Origin of the sequence: Desulfobacter postgatei 2ac9 (genome assembly GCF_000233695.2) — a bacterium.
In the GTDB taxonomy this organism is placed as follows: Bacteria; Desulfobacterota; Desulfobacteria; order Desulfobacterales; family Desulfobacteraceae; genus Desulfobacter; species Desulfobacter postgatei.
The window spans coordinates 1,659,074-1,675,202 of record NZ_CM001488.1 but is presented as its reverse complement, the minus strand read 5'-3'; the positions used below and the strand labels follow the sequence as shown (position 1 = coordinate 1,675,202).

Sequence of the window (16,129 nt, the reverse complement as noted above, 5' to 3'; positions counted from 1 at the left end):
ACTGCATCCCCCTTGTTAAAGGTACTGGTAGGCAATGACTCATCACCCCCAAAGGAAAGCATCCCCCGGGGGATACTTGCAGAAGACAGAAGATCAGAAGGCACCTCAATAGATCCAAACATAGACGCTGCCGCTTTAAGGGATTTGCGCGCCTCACCTTCTCCATGGGCAATTTTAGTTGCCTCATATGCGAGAATAGTTTTGGCTTTATTCAAATCCACCCCTTCCAATTTTTTTACAACTTCGATCTCTTTCATAGGCAGAAAAGTAAATAATGCCAGAAATCTTGCCACATCCATGTCATCAGTGTTTACCCAAAACTGATAGTATTCATAAGGAGAAAATCGTTCAGGATCAAGCCAGACAGCCCCTTTATGGGTCTTACCCATTTTTATACCGGACGCTGTAGTTATCAATGGAAAAGTGATCCCAAAAGCTTGTTTACCAAGAGTACGACGGACAAGATCAATCCCCGCCACAATGTTACCCCATTGATCACTTCCGCCCATCTGAAGCAGACAGTCATGGGTTTTGGCAAGTTCCATGAAATCGTAAGCCTGGAGTAACATATAGTTAAATTCAATGAAAGTCAGACCATCGTCTGATTCCATTCTGGATTTAACACTTTCTGCTTTGATCATCTTATTTATGGAAAAATGCCGACCAATATCTCTTAAAAATGAAATGTATCCCAAATTGGTTAGCCATGCCGCATTATCAAGCATCAATGCCTTCTCTTCTGAAAAATCAATAAATCTGGATAATTGTTCGCGGATGCCGGCTTTGTTTTCATCAATCTGATCCTGGGTAAGCACTTTGCGCAGTTCTGTTTTACCGGATGGATCCCCAATAAGCCCTGTCCCGCCGCCCACAAGGCCAATGGGGCGATGCCCCTCCCGTTGCATGTGGGCCAGTGCCATAATACACACAAGACTTCCAACGTGCAGACTTGAAGCGGTTGGATCAAAACCGATATAACAGGTAGCCCTGTTATTTTCTAAATAGTCTTCAAGCTCCTGGGCATGGGTTGTTGCCTCAATAAATCCACGTTCCCTTAAAATCGATAAAACACTCATGCTGTTTCTTCCTTATCATTTCCTGGTATATTCAACCGCTCTGGTTTCTCGAATAACAACAACTTTAACCTGGCCCGGAAATGTCAGATTTTCTTCAATTTGGCGGGCAATATCTTTTGAAAGCAGTATTGCACTCTCATCAGTAATTTTTTCACTTTCAGTAATGACCCGGATCTCACGCCCGGCCTGAATGGCATAGGTATTTACCACGCCGTCAAAACTATTAGCGATATTTTCAAGATCTTCCAACCGTTTTACGTAGTTTTCAAGACTCTCTTTTCTGGCACCGGGCCTGGCTCCGGAAAGCGCATCAGCGGATTGTACAATGAAATCATATACACTCTCAGGCATTTGGTCTTCATGGTGGGCAGCAATAGCATTAACAACGCTTTCGCTTTCACCATATTTTTTAGCAAGCTTGGCGCCAATAATGGCATGGGCGCCATCTACTTCATGATCCACGGCCTTGCCAATATCGTGAAGCAGCCCCATGCGCTGGGCAAGTTTTATGTCCAGACCAAGTTCAGCAGCTATAATACCGGCCAAAAACGCCACTTCAATAGAATGCTGCAAAACATTCTGGGCATAGGAGGTTCTGAATTTTAGCTTGCCAAGCACTTTGATAAGTTCCGGATCAATCCCGTGCACACCCAAGTCAAACGCAGCCTGCTCGCCGGCTTCTTTAATTGCAAGATCAACCTCCTCCGTTGCACGCGCCACAACATCCTCAATACGAGCGGGATGAATTCTTCCATCTGAAATCAATTTTTCAAGGGAAATCCTCGCCACCTCCCGCCTGACGGGGTTGAATCCTGACAAAATGACAGCTTCCGGAGTATCGTCAATAATCAGATCAATACCGGTTGCGGCTTCCAAAGCACGGATATTGCGACCTTCCCTACCGATAATTCGACCCTTCATTTCATCTCCGGGCAGATTAACGACAGAAACGGTGCGCTCAGCAACATAGTCGCCCGCATAGCGTTGAATCGCAGTCGATAGAATCTTTTTAGCCTCTTTATCTGCTTTCTCCCTGACTTCGGTAGTGATCTTTTTAACCATTTTGGCACCTTCGTGCCTGGCTTCATCCTCCATGGTTTTAAGCAACAACTCTTTGGCCTGCTCAAGGGTCATCCCGGAGACCTTTTCAAGCTCTTTTTTTGTCTCTTCAAGAAGTTGCGTATAGGATTTTTCTTTTTGGATTACAGATTCAAGTTTTTCCGCAATGTCCCGTTCATTTTTTTCTATGGATTTTTCTCTTTTGGCACATTGATCTTCAAGCTTGTCAAGCTTTTCACTTTTCTTAGAAAGCCTTCGTTCCTCTTTTTTCAACTCAGCCCGTGTCTCTTCTGTCTCAGCATCAAAGGTGCTTTTCATTTCCAGCAGACGAGAGCGGGCCTCCAATTTAGCTTCCCTAAGGAGAGTTTCAGCTTTTTTAACTGCCTCGTCCATGGCAACGCGTTGCTCTTCTAAAAAATCACGTCTCTGCTGATCAATTTTTCCTTTTATCACATATAAAATGACCGCACCGACAGCCAGCAGCACCATCATGAATGCAAGCATCATTGTAAAACTCATACAATTTCTCTCCTGGAATAAGAGGGTTACAAAAAAAATATGTACCCATGTTTTATCTTGCTAAAAAAGAAATGGAATAATACGTTAGGATAAGAAGGAGGTATGGCAAAGCGTCTTTAATATCATAACAATTCCCCCGCAACTGCCGTGTTGTTTCTTAAGGCTTTGAACCAAGGGTCCAAAAGACGGGGAATCAATAATACCTTTAGGCTTTTCCCTTAAAAGGGAACCTGCGCATCAGTATCAGCGTGATCCCCCTAGGTTTTTATGCGTTAGGACAAAGTCTGTCATACAATCACGTACATCGCAGGGGGGTTGTTATAATTTTAAACCAATGAAAATTTATTTCATTGTCTTGTCTATTTTATCCAATAAGGATGATACTCTGCTTTCAATGTCTTTTTGAAGGTCTGAATACTTCAAATGCAGTTCATTATAATCCTTAGATAAATTCATGGCTGCAAGAAGCAGAATAGCCATTCTGTTTTTACTGCTGGTTTTATTTTGGAAAAGACTTTCTGCTTCTTCTATATATTCCTTGACATGGGCTGCAATCTTTACCGGATCATATGCTTGCTCTTTATCCGGTTTAAACTTAAATTCTTCCCCAAAAAGCTCAATTTTAACGATCTCATCCAAGGAAAGCCCTTTACCGAATATATATATTCAAACGCTTTTTAATTTGTCATCCCCCGGATACGGTTTCCGAGAAACCATCCAGTTTTGAAAGGAGTCCGTTAATTTTTTCATTCATCATAGACTCCCGGTCGACATAGACATCTTCTTTTTTAATTTTCTGTTCCAACTGATCTTCAAGTTCTCTAATTTTAACAGAGAGCTCCGCGTTTTCTTTTTGAAGACTTTGGCAGGACTCTATTAAAAAGTCCACGTGGATGTTAATGTCATCAAACTTGGCTGCTATATCCTCATTATTCAATTTCTTAAGTCTCATAAAATGGTAATTAATTAACTACTAATATATTAAGCAGCCTGATGAAAGTCAAGATAATTCCTTCGGAGACTTATGAAACAAGGTATTGATGCGGTTTAACTGTTCAATGGTATTAACGCCGATAACCTCCTCAGCGTCGTCTATGATCTTAACAAATGTTTTAACTCTGTCTTGGACAGCCACTTCTACAAGGTCGGTAAGGTAGTATTCTCCCTGACTATTATTGTTCTTAATGCGTCCTATACCCGATTCAAGAAATCGTTTTTCAAAACAAAAAATCCCGGAATTAACGATATTAATCTGCTTTTCCAAATCAGTTGCATCCGCCTCTTCTCGTATGGCAAGCAGCTGTCCGTCGTCACCCTGAATAATTCTGCCATAGCCGGTCGGGTTTTTAATTTTTGCTGCGAGAACAGTCAAATCAGCCACGAGGTTCCGGTGTGCTGAAACCAAATCCAAAAGGGTCTGCCTTTTTATCAACGGAACATCACCGCACAAAACCAAGATATGTTGAATACAGGGATCAATTCCGGGCAATGCAACCTTGACCGCATCCCCTGTTCCCATAAGCGCTTTTTGAAAGGCAAATTGCACATTATATTTATTTTGAACCTCTTTTTGCACTTTTTCTGCCTGGTGCCCTACCACGACATGAATATGACCCGAAGAGACATCAAGAGCGGCTTCAATCACGTGGTTAACCATGCTTTCACCAGCGACCTTGTGGAGTACCTTGGCTAAATCCGATTTCATGCGGCTGCCTTTTCCTGCAGCCAGTATGATAACTGCTATATTGTTCATTACCTCCCCCTGCTTCTTTATAGGTGATGAAAACAAAAAGGGATGCCCATAAAGGCATCCCTTTTTTACTCCGTATTTTCGGCATTATAAACCTGGTGGTTATCAAACCATCAGACAAACCGAATATTCTTAGTGAGTACCTGCAATTTTAATCCGGAACAGCGCTCGCTGCAAAGCAGCCTCGGCACGAATAATGTCTATCTCTGCCGCCTTGTCCCTCAACCGTTGTTCAGCACGAACCTGGGCTTCTTTTGCCCTGCCAAGATCAATCTCCTGAGAGCGTTCAGCCGATTCAGCGAGAATGGTTACCTTATCCGGAAGAACTTCGGCAAATCCGCCACTCACAAAGAGGATGCGCTCATTACCGCTTGCATCTTTATAACGGATGGCACCTGTTTTCAGTGAGGTCAAAAAGGTTGTATGCCCTTTCAAGGCACAAAATTCACCTTCGCTGCCAGGCGCTGAAATACTTTGAATATCTTCACTGACCACTGCCTTTTGCGGCGTTACAACTTCAAGAAAAAATTTATCAGCCATAATCAACCTCCGAATAGTTATTCAGCTTTGGCTTTTGCAATGGCGTCTTCGATGGCTCCAACCATATAGAAAGCATTTTCGGGAAGGTCATCATGCTTACCTTCGATAATCTCTTTGAAAGATCTGACGGTATCTTCAACCTTGACAAACACACCGGCCATACCGGTAAAGGTTTCAGCTACATGGAAGGGCTGGGAGAGAAACTTCTGCAGCTTTCTGGCCCGCTGTACAGTAATTTTATCTTCGTCAGACAATTCATCCATACCAAGGATGGCAATGATGTCCTGGAGTTCTTTGTATTTTTGCAGGGTCTGCTGCACAACCCGGGCAACCTTATAGTGATCTTCACCAATGTATGCTGCGTCAAGAATTCTTGAAGTGGAGTCAAGGGGATCCACTGCAGGATAAATACCAAGCTCAGCAATTTGACGGGAAAGAACAACAGTTCCGTCAAGATGAGCAAATGTGGTAGCAGGAGCCGGATCAGTCAAGTCGTCGGCAGGCACATAAACGCACTGTACAGCGGTGATGGAACCTTTGTCAGTTGATGTGATACGTTCCTGGAGCTCGCCCATGTCAACCGCAAGTGTTGGCTGGTAACCAACGGCAGAGGGCATACGTCCCAGGGTTGCGGAAACTTCTGCACCAGCCTGGGTAAAACGGAAAATGTTATCAACAAAGAGAAGCACGTCCTGGCCTTCTTCATCACGGAAGTATTCAGCGCAGGTCAGAGCGGAGAGAGCAACCCGGGCACGGGCTCCGGGAGGTTCAGTCATCTGGCCGTATACCAGTGCACACTTGGGAAGAACGCCGGAATCCTTCATTTCATGGTAAAGGTCGTTTCCTTCACGGGTTCTTTCACCAACGCCGCCGAATACGGAGATACCGCCGTGCTGCATGGCAATGTTGTTAACCATTTCCATCATGATAACGGTCTTGCCAACACCTGCACCACCGAACATGCCCATTTTACCGCCACGGGGGAAGGGAACCAGAAGATCAATAACCTTTACGCCGGTTTCAAGAACACGGACACTGGTGTCCTGTTCAATGAAAGCGGGTGCATGTCTGTGAATCGGACGCATTTTTTCTTTAGAAATATCGCCAAGTCCATCAACGGGACGGCCCACAACATTAAGAACGCGGCCCAGGGAAGCTTCGCCAACCGGCATCATAATGGGGGAGCCGGTGTCTTTTACAGCCATGCCTCTTTGAAGCCCGTCAGTAACGTCCATGCCGATGCACCGGACGACATTGTCGCCAAGGTGCTGGGCAACCTCGATAACCAGATTGTCTTCCATATCCCCGATGGTGGGGTTTGTTACAGTTAAAGCGGTCAATACCGGAGGAAGTTTTCCGGCCTCAAACTCAACGTCAACAACAGCGCCGAGGACCTGTGAAATTTTACCTATATTTTCAGCCATTTTATTCTCCTATAAAGCTGTTTTATCTATGCGTATATCCTAGTAGAGTGATTATCCCTTAAGGGCTTCGGCACCGCCGACGATATCCATGAGGTCATTGGTAATGCCTGCCTGTCTTGTTTTATTAAATATGGTTTGCAGTTCATCTACCATATCTTCACAAGCCTTGGTCGCATTTTCCATGGCCCTCATACGAGCGGCATGTTCAGACGTTGACGTCTGAAGAATTGCATCAAATATCTGGATAAAAATATTTTTGGGCAGCATCTTACCAAGAAGCGCGTCAGACGACGGCTCACAAATGTGTTCCGGCAAAAAGGTGCCTTCTTTCGCCGGTGCAGCAGCTTCCTCGTTCACAATATCTTCAAGGGAAGGTATTGGAAGAATCTGCTTAACCGTCGGTACCTGTTTTGCCATGCCCTGAAATTCAGAATAAATTAGATATACTTCATCAACATCTCCGGCGAGGAAACTGTTGATCAATGCCTGACCCGAACTTGAAGCTACCGAGAAGTCTGGTCTGCCACCAACAACGCCGATGTATTGGGCATCAATGGTTCGACCTGATTTTTTTGCCCAGTCACGACCTTTTTTGCCGTAACAGACAAAAGAAACCTCTTTGCCTTCAAGCTCGGATTTGAGCATTTTTACAGCTTTATCAATCAGATTGATATTAAATCCGCCACACAGTCCCCTGTCAGAGGTGCACAGGAGCAGGGCCACCTTTTTAACTTCTTCCTTGGGCACCAGGAGTGGAGATACTTCCTCTCCTGATTTCCCGGCAATGGATCCCAGAACTTCAGCAAATTTGGAAGCATAAGGTTTGAATGCTTCCATGGCATTCTGGGAACCGCGCAGTTTCGAAGTGGCGACCATTTTCATGGCAGAGGTAATCTGTCTAGTCTTTTTAACGCTGACTATTTTCGATTGTACTTCTTTTAACGTTGCCATATGATCTACCTTTGCGCCTATAAGTTATTGTTTGTTCTCACAAATCAGTCCAGATCGACCTTAAATTATTTTACGGTCTCTTTGAACTCTGCATCATAGGCTTCAAGGCATTGTTTGATCTTGGCCTCAAGTTCATCATCAATTTTCTGTTTTTCCTTCAGGCCGGTGAATACTTCCGGGAACCGGCTTTCAACAAATGGGTAAAGGCCTGCCTCATAGGCAGAAACGGCTTCTTTGGGATATTTATCAAGATACCCTTTGGTGCCTGCATAAAGAACCGTTACCTGTTTTTCCATGGGAAGCGGTTTATATTGGGGCTGCTTAAGCAATTCAACCAATCTTTCACCACGGGTCAACTGTCTTTGGGTGGCTGCATCCAAGTCTGAACCGAACGCAGCAAAGGCTTCAAGCTCTCTGTACTGGGCCAGATCCAAACGAAGTGTACCGGCAACCTGTTTCATGGCTTTTACCTGGGCAGCACCACCAACGCGGGATACGGAAAGTCCAACGTCGATGGCCGGACGGATACCTGCAAAGAAGAGGTCTTTGTCCAGAAAGATCTGGCCGTCGGTAATGGAGATAACGTTTGTGGGAATAAATGCGGATACGTCGCCTTCCTGGGTTTCAATGATGGGCAGTGCGGTCAAAGAGCCTGCACCAAGTGCATCACTCATTTTGGCAGAACGTTCCAGCAGACGGCTGTGGTTGTAAAAAATATCGCCGGGGTACGCTTCTCGTCCGGGCGGCCGTCTGAGCAGCAGAGATACCTGACGGTAAGCTGCAGCCTGTTTTGACAAATCATCATAGATAATCAGGGCGTGCTCGCCTTTATCACGGAAGTATTCGCCCATGGCGCAACCGGCATAAGGAGCCAGGTACTGCATTGCGGCAGACTCGGAAGCAGATGCTATGACAACGGTGGTATATTCCATGGCGCCGTGCTCTTCAAGGGCGGCAACAACCTGGGCAACCGTAGATTTTTTCTGCCCGCAGGCAACATAGATGCACTTCATGTCGGTTTCTTTCTGGGCGATGATGGCATCAACCGCAACAGCAGTCTTACCAATCTGACGGTCACCAATGATCAACTCGCGCTGTCCGCGACCAACCGGGGTCATACCGTCAACCGCCTTAGAACCGGTGTAGCAGGGTTCATGGACTGATTTTCTGGCAATAACACCAGGGGCAACCAGTTCCATGTTCATATATATATCAGATTCGATGGGACCTTTGCCGTCAACAGGCTCACCCGTGGTGGTTACAACGCGGCCCAGCAGCGCTTCGCCAACCGGAACGGAAGCGATACGATCGGTACGCTTAACCACGTCACCTTCCTTGATAACCTTGTCATCACCAAGGATGGCCACACCGACGTTGTCTGCTTCAAGGTTAAGGGCCAGGCCCAGAATACCGCCCGGAAACTCAACCAGTTCCATGGCCTTGACTTTTTCCAAACCGTAGACACGGGCAATACCGTCACCCGCCGAGAGAACGACACCGGTTTCGCTCAGATCTACGTCTACATCAAATCCTTTTATTTGATCTTTTATAATCTGGCTTATTTCTTCTGCTTTAATTTCCATTATGCACTCTCACCTTTTTTTAAAGTTTCCCTCATATTGATCAGCTGGGTTTTTACGCTGCCGTCAAGAACAAGATCGCCGATTTTTGTGATGATACCGCCGATAAGACTTGAATCCTTTTGCACATCAAGCACAACGGTTTTTCCGGTTTTCTGAGACAAAGACTTCTGAATTTTACTAATGTTAGTCTTGGATAGGCTCGTGGCAGCCACAACACTTGCCCTGACAACACCTTTAAGTTCATCTGCCATTGTATTGTAATAGGTTGCAATGTCTCTAGTAAAGCCGATCCTGCCTTTGTCAAAAAGCAATGACAAGAAAGATTTCATCACTTTTGAAAAGCCTGCAGCAGCAATTACCGCATCAAGAAGTTTTTTACGGTCACTTTTTTTGATTAACGGATTGGTAAGGGCTTGTTCAAAACCCTCATTGGCGTCCAAAAGCCCTACCATTGCGGAAAGCTCATCATTGTACCCGTCCGCCTGACCGTCTTCCTGACCTATCAAAATCAACGCCTTGGCATAACGCCTTGAAACTGCAAGATTCTTCATTATGCCTCCACCTTTTTCAAGTATTCATCGACCAGACGGTTCTGATCCTGGGTTGTGATGGATTTTTTAATGAGCGCCTCTGCCTGCTCCATTGCACGATCCACAATTTCCTGCTTCAGAAGAGCTTTTGCAGCTTTGAACTCTTGTTCAATATTGCGTTTTGCCATATCCTCAAGCTTTTCAGCCTGGGCTTCAGCCTCTGCAATAATTCTCTTCTTGGCATCTTCACCCTGCTTAATATAATCTTCAATAATCTGTTCAGATTCCTGTTCAAGATTTCTAAACCGGGCTTGATATTCGGCAAGTTTTCTCTCTGCTTCGGCTTTTTTCTCTTCCAGGTCTGTCAACTCTTCTTCAATCCCCTTTGTACGGGAAGAAAAGAACTGCGCCACCGGCTTTTTAGCGATGAAAAAGCAGCCAAGGGCAAGCAAAACGAAGTTAAGCACTTTCCAGGTATCAACATCGTTCCATGCATTGTGATGCACTGCTTCACCATTACCGCCGCCGGATGCCCAGACCACTGTCGCACCAGCCACAAGGGCCACGACAGTTGCGGAAACCTTAAGGTGTTTTTTCCAATTAATTTTTTCCATTAACATGCCCTCCCAAGAATCTTTTCTCCGATGGCTTTGGCATACACCTCAACCTCGGCCTCAAGCGCTTTACGGGCCTGTTCTGTTTCTTCAGCCACTTGTGCCTTAATTTGGACAAAGTTAGCCTGCGCTTTCTGATTGATCCGGGTAATAATCTCCTTTTCCTGGGCAGACGCCTCCTCAATGAATACCTCTTTTTTCTTGAGGCCTTCACCCCTTGCCTGTCTTAACCCATTTTTGTAATCATCCTTTTGTTTCTCAAGATCAGCCGAGGCCCGTTCAACACCTGAACCTAAAGTGCCGACCTTGGCTTTTCTTTCGAGAATGACATTTCGAATGGGTTTGTACAGAACCAGGTTGAGGAGGAATAGCAGGACAAGAAAATTGACCATCTGATATACCGCCGATATATCAGGAATCACAGTTATCATAAAATTCCTCCACCAGTTAATAATTACAAAAAATCAACCACTTATATCCTATTGGCCGAAATCGTTCAGATTCAGCCTAAATGCTTAGAAATTATCGAGACTTGAGTACCATCCAGTAAGCCTTTTGTCAATACAGAATGCAGCAATTCTAAATAGAGAGAGATCTGGATTCACGCCGTGTTAAATTTTCGAATACGTATATTCAGCAAAATACCAAATCCGACCATGTTGGTCGCAACCGAAGACCCGCCATAGGAAATTAGGGGCAAAGGTACGCCTACCACCGGCATCAGCCCCATAACCATGCCGACATTGATAAAAATCTGCCAAAATATCATAATGGTAACACCCATGGCCAAAAGAGAGCCAAACATATTTCGACAATTATAAGAAACATTCAATCCCCAGAACAGCAAAAGCAAATAGAGGGCCAGCAGTACAATACACCCGGCAAGCCCCCATTCTTCGGCCAATACGGAAAGAATAAAATCCGTGTGCTGTTCCGGCAGAAAATTTAAAGCATTCTGGGTCCCATGGAGAAACCCCTTCCCGGTGAGCATACCCGAACCTATTGCAATCTTGGATTGAATGATATGATAACCTGTACCAAGGGGGTCCCGCTCAGGATTCAAAAAGGTTAAAATTCTGTCTTTCTGATATTCCTTCAGACCGAAAAACCATACCAGAGGCACCAGACAGAGCCCCGCCACACCCAGAGTGAATAAAACTTTTTTTTCAACCTTTACAAATAAAGTAAGACAGCCGGCAATAAGCAAAAGCAAAAGCCCCGTGCCAAGATCGGGTTGGATGACGATGAGGCCAAAGGGAATAATACATAAAAGAGCCGGCTTGATCAGATGTGCGAAGCCTAAACCTTCGGGACTGATACTCTCTGAATACACCGAAGCCAGGCTGATGATCAAAGAAATTTTCATCAGCTCCGAGGTCTGTATCCGAACAGGACCCAACACCAGCCAGCGTTGGGAGCCGCCGCCGGTATGCCCCACAAGCCAGGTAGCCACCAGAAGCCCGACACATGCGGCATATATAAGGAAATGTAGATTGGCAAACTCTTTAAAGTCAATGACAAGGCAGCCCATCATGATGGCAAAACCAACGGCAAGCCAGACAACCTGTTTTTTAAAAAGGGGAGGTAGGCCAGTTCCGGCGTATCCGGCTGTCACCGCCGAATAAAGGATAGTCAGCCCCAGAATGCAAATAAAAACAATAAGCAAAAGAAATCCCCAGTCAAAATTTGATAATAGACGGCGATCAAACATTTTTTACTCCACTTTTCACTCCACATGAGCCGGGTCTTCCTCGACCACGGCAGTTGGAACTTCAGGGTCCCCGAAATAGGCATGAATCAACTCTTGTGCAACGGGAGCAGCCGCACTGGAACCATGCTCCCCATGTTCAATGATCACGGCAATGGCTATTTTAGGGTCCTGCGCAGGCGCATAACAGACAAACCAGGCATGATCCTGGAGGGTGCGCTTCAATTTTTTGTTATCAAACTTTTCCCCGGCTTTGCGGGAAAACACCTGAGCAGTACCTGTTTTTCCGGCAATCTGAACGTCGGGAAGACGGATTTGCCGGGCAGTGCCGCGGTTACCGTGAACAACTTCTAAAAGCCCCTGTCGCACAATGGCCAAATTTTTTTTGGAAGCCGGCAACCCCCCGGTAATTTCGGGTTCAATTTCCCTTATCACCTGCCCTTTTGCATCCTGAACGGACTTAACAAGCCTTGGCCGGTAAAGGGTCCCGTTATTCCCAACCGCAGAAATAAACACGGCCATCTGCAGAGGCGTAACCAGATTAAACCCCTGACCAATACTGATGGACAGGGTTTCTCCGGCCTGCCAGGGTTCCTTGAACCGCTGTTTCTTCCATGCGGAGGTGGGAATCAAACCTGGGCGCTCATGGGCCAGGGGAATCCCGGTCAACCGCCCCAGACCAGAGCCTTGCGCATACTTTGCCAGGGCATCGACCCCGAGTTTTTCACCGGTCTGATAAAAAAACACATCGCAGGACTGGGCAATGGCATCCACAACATTTATAGTGCCGTGTCCGTATTTACTCCAGCAATGGTAGCGCCGGTTGCCAAACTTATAAAATCCCGGGCAGAAAAAAGTTGAATTGCGGTCAATGACCTTTTCTTCGAGCCCTGCCAGGGCCGTAATGATCTTATATGTGGACGCCGGAGGATATTCTGCCTGAATCGCTTTATTGTTCATGGGTCTGCCCGGATCATCCCTTAAAACCTGCCATTTCTTACTGGAGATACCGCCAATAAAATCATTTTGATCAAAACTAGGCGATGACGCCATAACCAAGACATCTCCGTTTGAAGGGTCAAGGGCCACAACAGCCCCGTCATTCTCCCCAAGCAAGCCCTCAGCTTTCTGCTGAAGTGGCAAATCTATTGTCAGCACCAGATCGTTTCCGGAAACAGGCTCGACAGTCTTAAGTATTTTAATCACCCGCCCGTTGACGTCCACTTCGAGCTGGTGCCCCCCTCTTTTGCCCTGCAGATCCGCCTCAAAACTTTTTTCAACCCCGTATCGGCCAATGGAATCCCCGGACCGGACATTGGGAAATTTACCGGAATCCAGTTCATCCTTATTGATCTCACCAAGATAACCTATAAGATGGGCCGCTGTTTTCTTATGTATATAATTTCTGCTAGGTTCAATATCAATGTGGATACCGGGCAAATCAAACTGATGGGCCTCTATGGCCGCCAGCAGATCCCTTGTTATGTCCCGTTTAAGGACAAGTGGTTTATAAAATGCCGCTCCGCCCTCTTTTTCTATGATTGCCGTCAGGTCTTCACATGAATCGCCGGTCAGTTCGGCCAGGTGATCAAGGGTCTGCTTGAGGGGTTTGGCATCCTCCAAGACAATGGTTAAGTCAAAGGCTGGCCGGTTGTCCACAAGAAGAATGCGATTACGGTCATAAATCAGCCCCCTGGAGGATTTTATGCTTTTAAGTCGGACACAATTGGTCATCGACAACCGCCGGTACTCTTCACCGCGGATCATCTGAAGATAAACAAGCCTTAAAAGAAGAACGCTAAAAACAAAAACAATGCACATACTGGCCACTACATATCGATGCTTGATCCATTCTTTATCTGAATTTTTATTAATTGTGCCCACATTACTCCCTGTATTTGCGAGCCAAGTGCCGGCGGGACTGTTTTACGGCATGTGAAAAGTTCCGGTGCAGGGCGCCCAGAATCGAGACACCGAGAGGAATACCAACTGCGGTCCAGAGGAGATGACCAATGTAAAGGCGGTAATCCGTGCCCGCAATGGCCTTTTGATCCTGGAGCAGAAAAATACTGAACATAACCAGCCCCTGATAAATACAGGCGGATGCAAGACTGACGAGAAAGACAAAAATAGTGCTATGCTGAAAAAACAAACGGCGCAGAAAAAAAACGATCAAATAAATACACAGATATACTGTGCTATGAAGGAAGAACGGCGCACCTGACAAGCTGTCCATGATGCTGCCCATGATGACAAGCCAGAAAGGCACTCCGTAGCTCGTGGAAAAAAGGCTTAGGTACAATACATTAACGATCATCAGATCGAAACAGTGGGGAAACCAGGGAAAATCCGGGATAATGACAGTTTGAATAATAACCAAAAACAGTGTGGAAAGAAAAAAAAATATGAGGTTCATCATACCGGCAGCATCCGCCTGTCAATCGGCATTTTTATACACCAGCACTTCTTCAAGCTTGTCAAAATCTACAGCAGTTTTTATGATGATATCCTGAAACAGTTGGGAATGGTTTTTCTTTACATCAAGGACCGTTCCGATGCTCAATCCTTTGGGAAATACCTGGTCCAATCCTGAGGAGACAATTACCTGTCCTGGTTCCACGAGATCCTTTCTCAAGGTATATACAAAGGAACAGGTGTCTTTATTATTGCCCTTGACCATACCGCGGACCCGGGTCTCCTGAATCAGCGCATCAACAGCTGAATTGCGGTCGATAATCAGCAGCACCTGGGAAAAACTACCGGCCACTTTAATAATCTGCCCTACAATTCCTTCTGACACCAGCACGGGCAGACCTTTAATCAAACCGTCTTTTTCACCCTTATCAATGATAATGGTTTTAAACCAGGGGGATGGATCCCGGGCAATCACCTGGGCCGCCACATAGGCCGCGGGCACGGAATTTTGGAAATTGACAAATTTCTTTAACCGGGTATTTTCAAGCTCAAGCTCTTTGCACCTGTTGGCTGTGTGTTGCGCCGTTGACAACTCACGTCTCAACACCTGGTTCTCTTCCACGGCAAGCACACATGAAAAATAGGTCTGCCATACCGATTCAGTAAAACCGATAATTCGGGAGGCCACAAATTGAAAAGGAGATGTAAGCGTTATGGAGAGTCTTTCAACATTAGCCGCCGACAGGGTCTCCCGGCTGGACATGGTGATTACGGTAAGCGCCACCGCAACAAAAAAGCCCACGCCCACAAGCATCATGATCCGCCTGGAAAACATTCCCTTTAGCTGATGACTATTTCTTTAAGAATTTCTATACAGTCTAGGGCTTTGCCGCAGCCCAGTGCCACAGTGGATAAGGGATCATCAGCCACGACAATGGGAAGGCCGCATTTTTCCTTAAGCAGCTTGTCCAGATTCTTCAACAAGGCGCCACCACCGGTTAAAACAATGCCGGAATCCACAATATCTGCGGCCAGTTCCGGTGGGGTCTGTTCCAGGGCAATACGAACGGTTTCAACAATCGCCTCAATCTGCTCGGAAATGGCCAGCCGGACCTCTTCGGAGTCAATGGCCAGAATTTTGGGAATACCTGAAACCAGGTCCCGACCCTTGACTTCTATGGTTTCAAGGTTCTCCGGATCAGGATATGCATTGCCGATGGTTGTTTTGATGATCTCTGCAGTTCTCTCTCCAATGAGCAGATTATATTTGCGTTTGATGTGCTGACTGATGGAGGCATCCATCTTGTCCCCGGCCACCCTTAGGGAACGGGTATACACGATTCCGGCCAGGGAGATGACCGCCACTTCAGTGGTGCCCCCGCCGATGTCCACAACCATATTGCAGGTGGGTTCCGTAATAGGAAGACCCGCGCCGATTGCTGCAGCCATGGGTTCTTCTATAAGAAAAACCTCCCTGGCACCGGCGGATTCGGCACTTTCCCTGACCGCCCGTTTTTCCACCTGGGTGATACCGGAAGGCACCGCAATAATAATTCTTGGACGAACCAATGTTTTTCTATTGTTATGAACTTTACGGATAAAATGCTTGAGCATGGCCTCAGTCACTGCAAAATCGGCAATGACACCATCTCGCATAGGTCGAATGGCCACAATATTACCCGGTGTCCTTCCCAGCATGCGCTTTGCTTCCAGCCCCACCGCCAGCACTTTGTTTTTGGCTCGTTTATCGGTTCTAACCGCCACCACGGAAGGCTCACTTAATACGATTCCTTTTCCCTTAACATAAACCAGCGTATTTGCGGTGCCAAGATCAATGGCTAGATCATTGGAAAAGGCCCCAAGCAAAGTATCAGTTACAAAGTTCATCGGTCCTCTTTCATACAAAATTGGGAGTTGTGTTTATCAGTGTTTATCAATAGATGATGAAAAAATACTGCCA

Annotated in this window: 17 protein-coding genes and 1 other RNA gene (1 of these 18 only partly in view); all 18 read right to left on the bottom strand. The window is 46.1% G+C overall.

Annotated features, from left to right (window positions below; all coding sequences use genetic code 11):
• Positions 1-1,076 carry the 5' portion of a tyrosine--tRNA ligase gene (tyrS, locus tag DESPODRAFT_RS07675; protein WP_004072589.1) on the bottom strand. 211 nt of this gene lie to the left of the window's left edge, so only the first 1,076 of its 1,287 coding nucleotides appear in the window; the start codon lies at positions 1,074-1,076; its stop codon lies beyond the left edge, outside the window.
• Positions 1,077-1,091: 15 nt separating this feature from the next.
• Complete coding sequence (gene rny, locus DESPODRAFT_RS07670; RefSeq protein WP_004072588.1) at positions 1,092-2,654, bottom strand: ribonuclease Y; 1,563 nt, start codon at positions 2,652-2,654, stop codon at positions 1,092-1,094.
• 129 nt (positions 2,655-2,783) lie between these two features.
• Positions 2,784-2,970: non-coding RNA, 6S RNA (ssrS, locus tag DESPODRAFT_RS19380), on the bottom strand.
• Positions 2,971-2,996: 26 nt separating this feature from the next.
• Positions 2,997-3,293 carry a cell division protein ZapA gene (locus DESPODRAFT_RS07665; protein ID WP_004072587.1) on the bottom strand — a complete coding sequence of 99 codons (297 nt, stop codon included), beginning with the start codon at positions 3,291-3,293 and terminating at the stop codon, positions 2,997-2,999.
• A 46-nt stretch (positions 3,294-3,339) separates the two neighbouring features.
• Positions 3,340-3,591: a cell division protein ZapB gene (locus DESPODRAFT_RS07660; protein ID WP_157488442.1), complete on the bottom strand. Its 252-nt coding sequence runs from the start codon at positions 3,589-3,591 to the stop codon at positions 3,340-3,342.
• 63 nt (positions 3,592-3,654) lie between these two features.
• Positions 3,655-4,407: a sugar phosphate nucleotidyltransferase gene (locus DESPODRAFT_RS07655; protein WP_004072585.1), complete on the bottom strand. Its 753-nt coding sequence runs from the start codon at positions 4,405-4,407 to the stop codon at positions 3,655-3,657.
• A gap of 129 nt (positions 4,408-4,536) precedes the next feature.
• Positions 4,537-4,944, bottom strand: coding sequence for a F0F1 ATP synthase subunit epsilon (locus DESPODRAFT_RS07650; protein ID WP_004072583.1), 408 nt, complete (start codon positions 4,942-4,944; stop codon positions 4,537-4,539).
• Between the two features lie 17 nt (positions 4,945-4,961).
• Complete coding sequence (gene atpD / locus DESPODRAFT_RS07645; RefSeq protein WP_004072581.1) at positions 4,962-6,368, bottom strand: F0F1 ATP synthase subunit beta; 1,407 nt, start codon at positions 6,366-6,368, stop codon at positions 4,962-4,964.
• A 51-nt stretch (positions 6,369-6,419) separates the two neighbouring features.
• Positions 6,420-7,319: an ATP synthase F1 subunit gamma gene (gene atpG / locus DESPODRAFT_RS07640; RefSeq protein WP_004072579.1), complete on the bottom strand. Its 900-nt coding sequence runs from the start codon at positions 7,317-7,319 to the stop codon at positions 6,420-6,422.
• A gap of 65 nt (positions 7,320-7,384) precedes the next feature.
• A complete protein-coding gene (atpA, locus tag DESPODRAFT_RS07635; RefSeq protein ID WP_004072578.1) occupies positions 7,385-8,902 on the bottom strand; it encodes a F0F1 ATP synthase subunit alpha in 1,518 nt (505 codons plus the stop codon).
• Positions 8,902-9,453: an ATP synthase F1 subunit delta gene (gene atpH / locus DESPODRAFT_RS07630; protein ID WP_004072576.1), complete on the bottom strand. Its 552-nt coding sequence runs from the start codon at positions 9,451-9,453 to the stop codon at positions 8,902-8,904. The genes atpA and atpH overlap by 1 nt, the downstream gene beginning before the upstream one ends.
• The gene (atpF, locus tag DESPODRAFT_RS07625; protein WP_004072574.1) at positions 9,453-10,046 is read right to left on the bottom strand and encodes a F0F1 ATP synthase subunit B; all 594 of its coding nucleotides are present in this window, start codon (positions 10,044-10,046) and stop codon (positions 9,453-9,455) included. Before atpF ends, atpH begins: the two co-directional genes overlap by 1 nt.
• On the bottom strand, positions 10,046-10,477 hold the full coding sequence (locus DESPODRAFT_RS07620) for a F0F1 ATP synthase subunit B family protein (protein WP_004072572.1): 432 nt from the start codon (positions 10,475-10,477) through the stop codon (positions 10,046-10,048). Before DESPODRAFT_RS07620 ends, atpF begins: the two co-directional genes overlap by 1 nt.
• Positions 10,478-10,647: 170 nt before the next feature.
• Positions 10,648-11,757 (bottom strand): rod shape-determining protein RodA, encoded by a 1,110-nt coding sequence (rodA, locus tag DESPODRAFT_RS07615; protein WP_004072570.1) that lies wholly within the window; start codon positions 11,755-11,757, stop codon positions 10,648-10,650.
• A 15-nt stretch (positions 11,758-11,772) separates the two neighbouring features.
• Positions 11,773-13,638, bottom strand: a complete 1,866-nt coding sequence (mrdA, locus tag DESPODRAFT_RS07610) for a penicillin-binding protein 2 (RefSeq protein WP_004072569.1) — start codon at positions 13,636-13,638, stop codon at positions 11,773-11,775.
• Between the two features lies 1 nt (position 13,639).
• Complete coding sequence (locus DESPODRAFT_RS07605; RefSeq protein ID WP_004072567.1) at positions 13,640-14,173, bottom strand: rod shape-determining protein MreD; 534 nt, start codon at positions 14,171-14,173, stop codon at positions 13,640-13,642.
• 18 nt (positions 14,174-14,191) lie between these two features.
• Entirely contained in the window at positions 14,192-15,004 is an 813-nt protein-coding gene (mreC, locus tag DESPODRAFT_RS07600) for a rod shape-determining protein MreC (RefSeq protein ID WP_157488441.1), read from the bottom strand.
• 5 nt (positions 15,005-15,009) lie between these two features.
• The gene (locus DESPODRAFT_RS07595) at positions 15,010-16,056 is read right to left on the bottom strand and encodes a rod shape-determining protein (RefSeq protein ID WP_004072564.1); all 1,047 of its coding nucleotides are present in this window, start codon (positions 16,054-16,056) and stop codon (positions 15,010-15,012) included.
• Positions 16,057-16,129 lie beyond the last annotated feature (73 nt).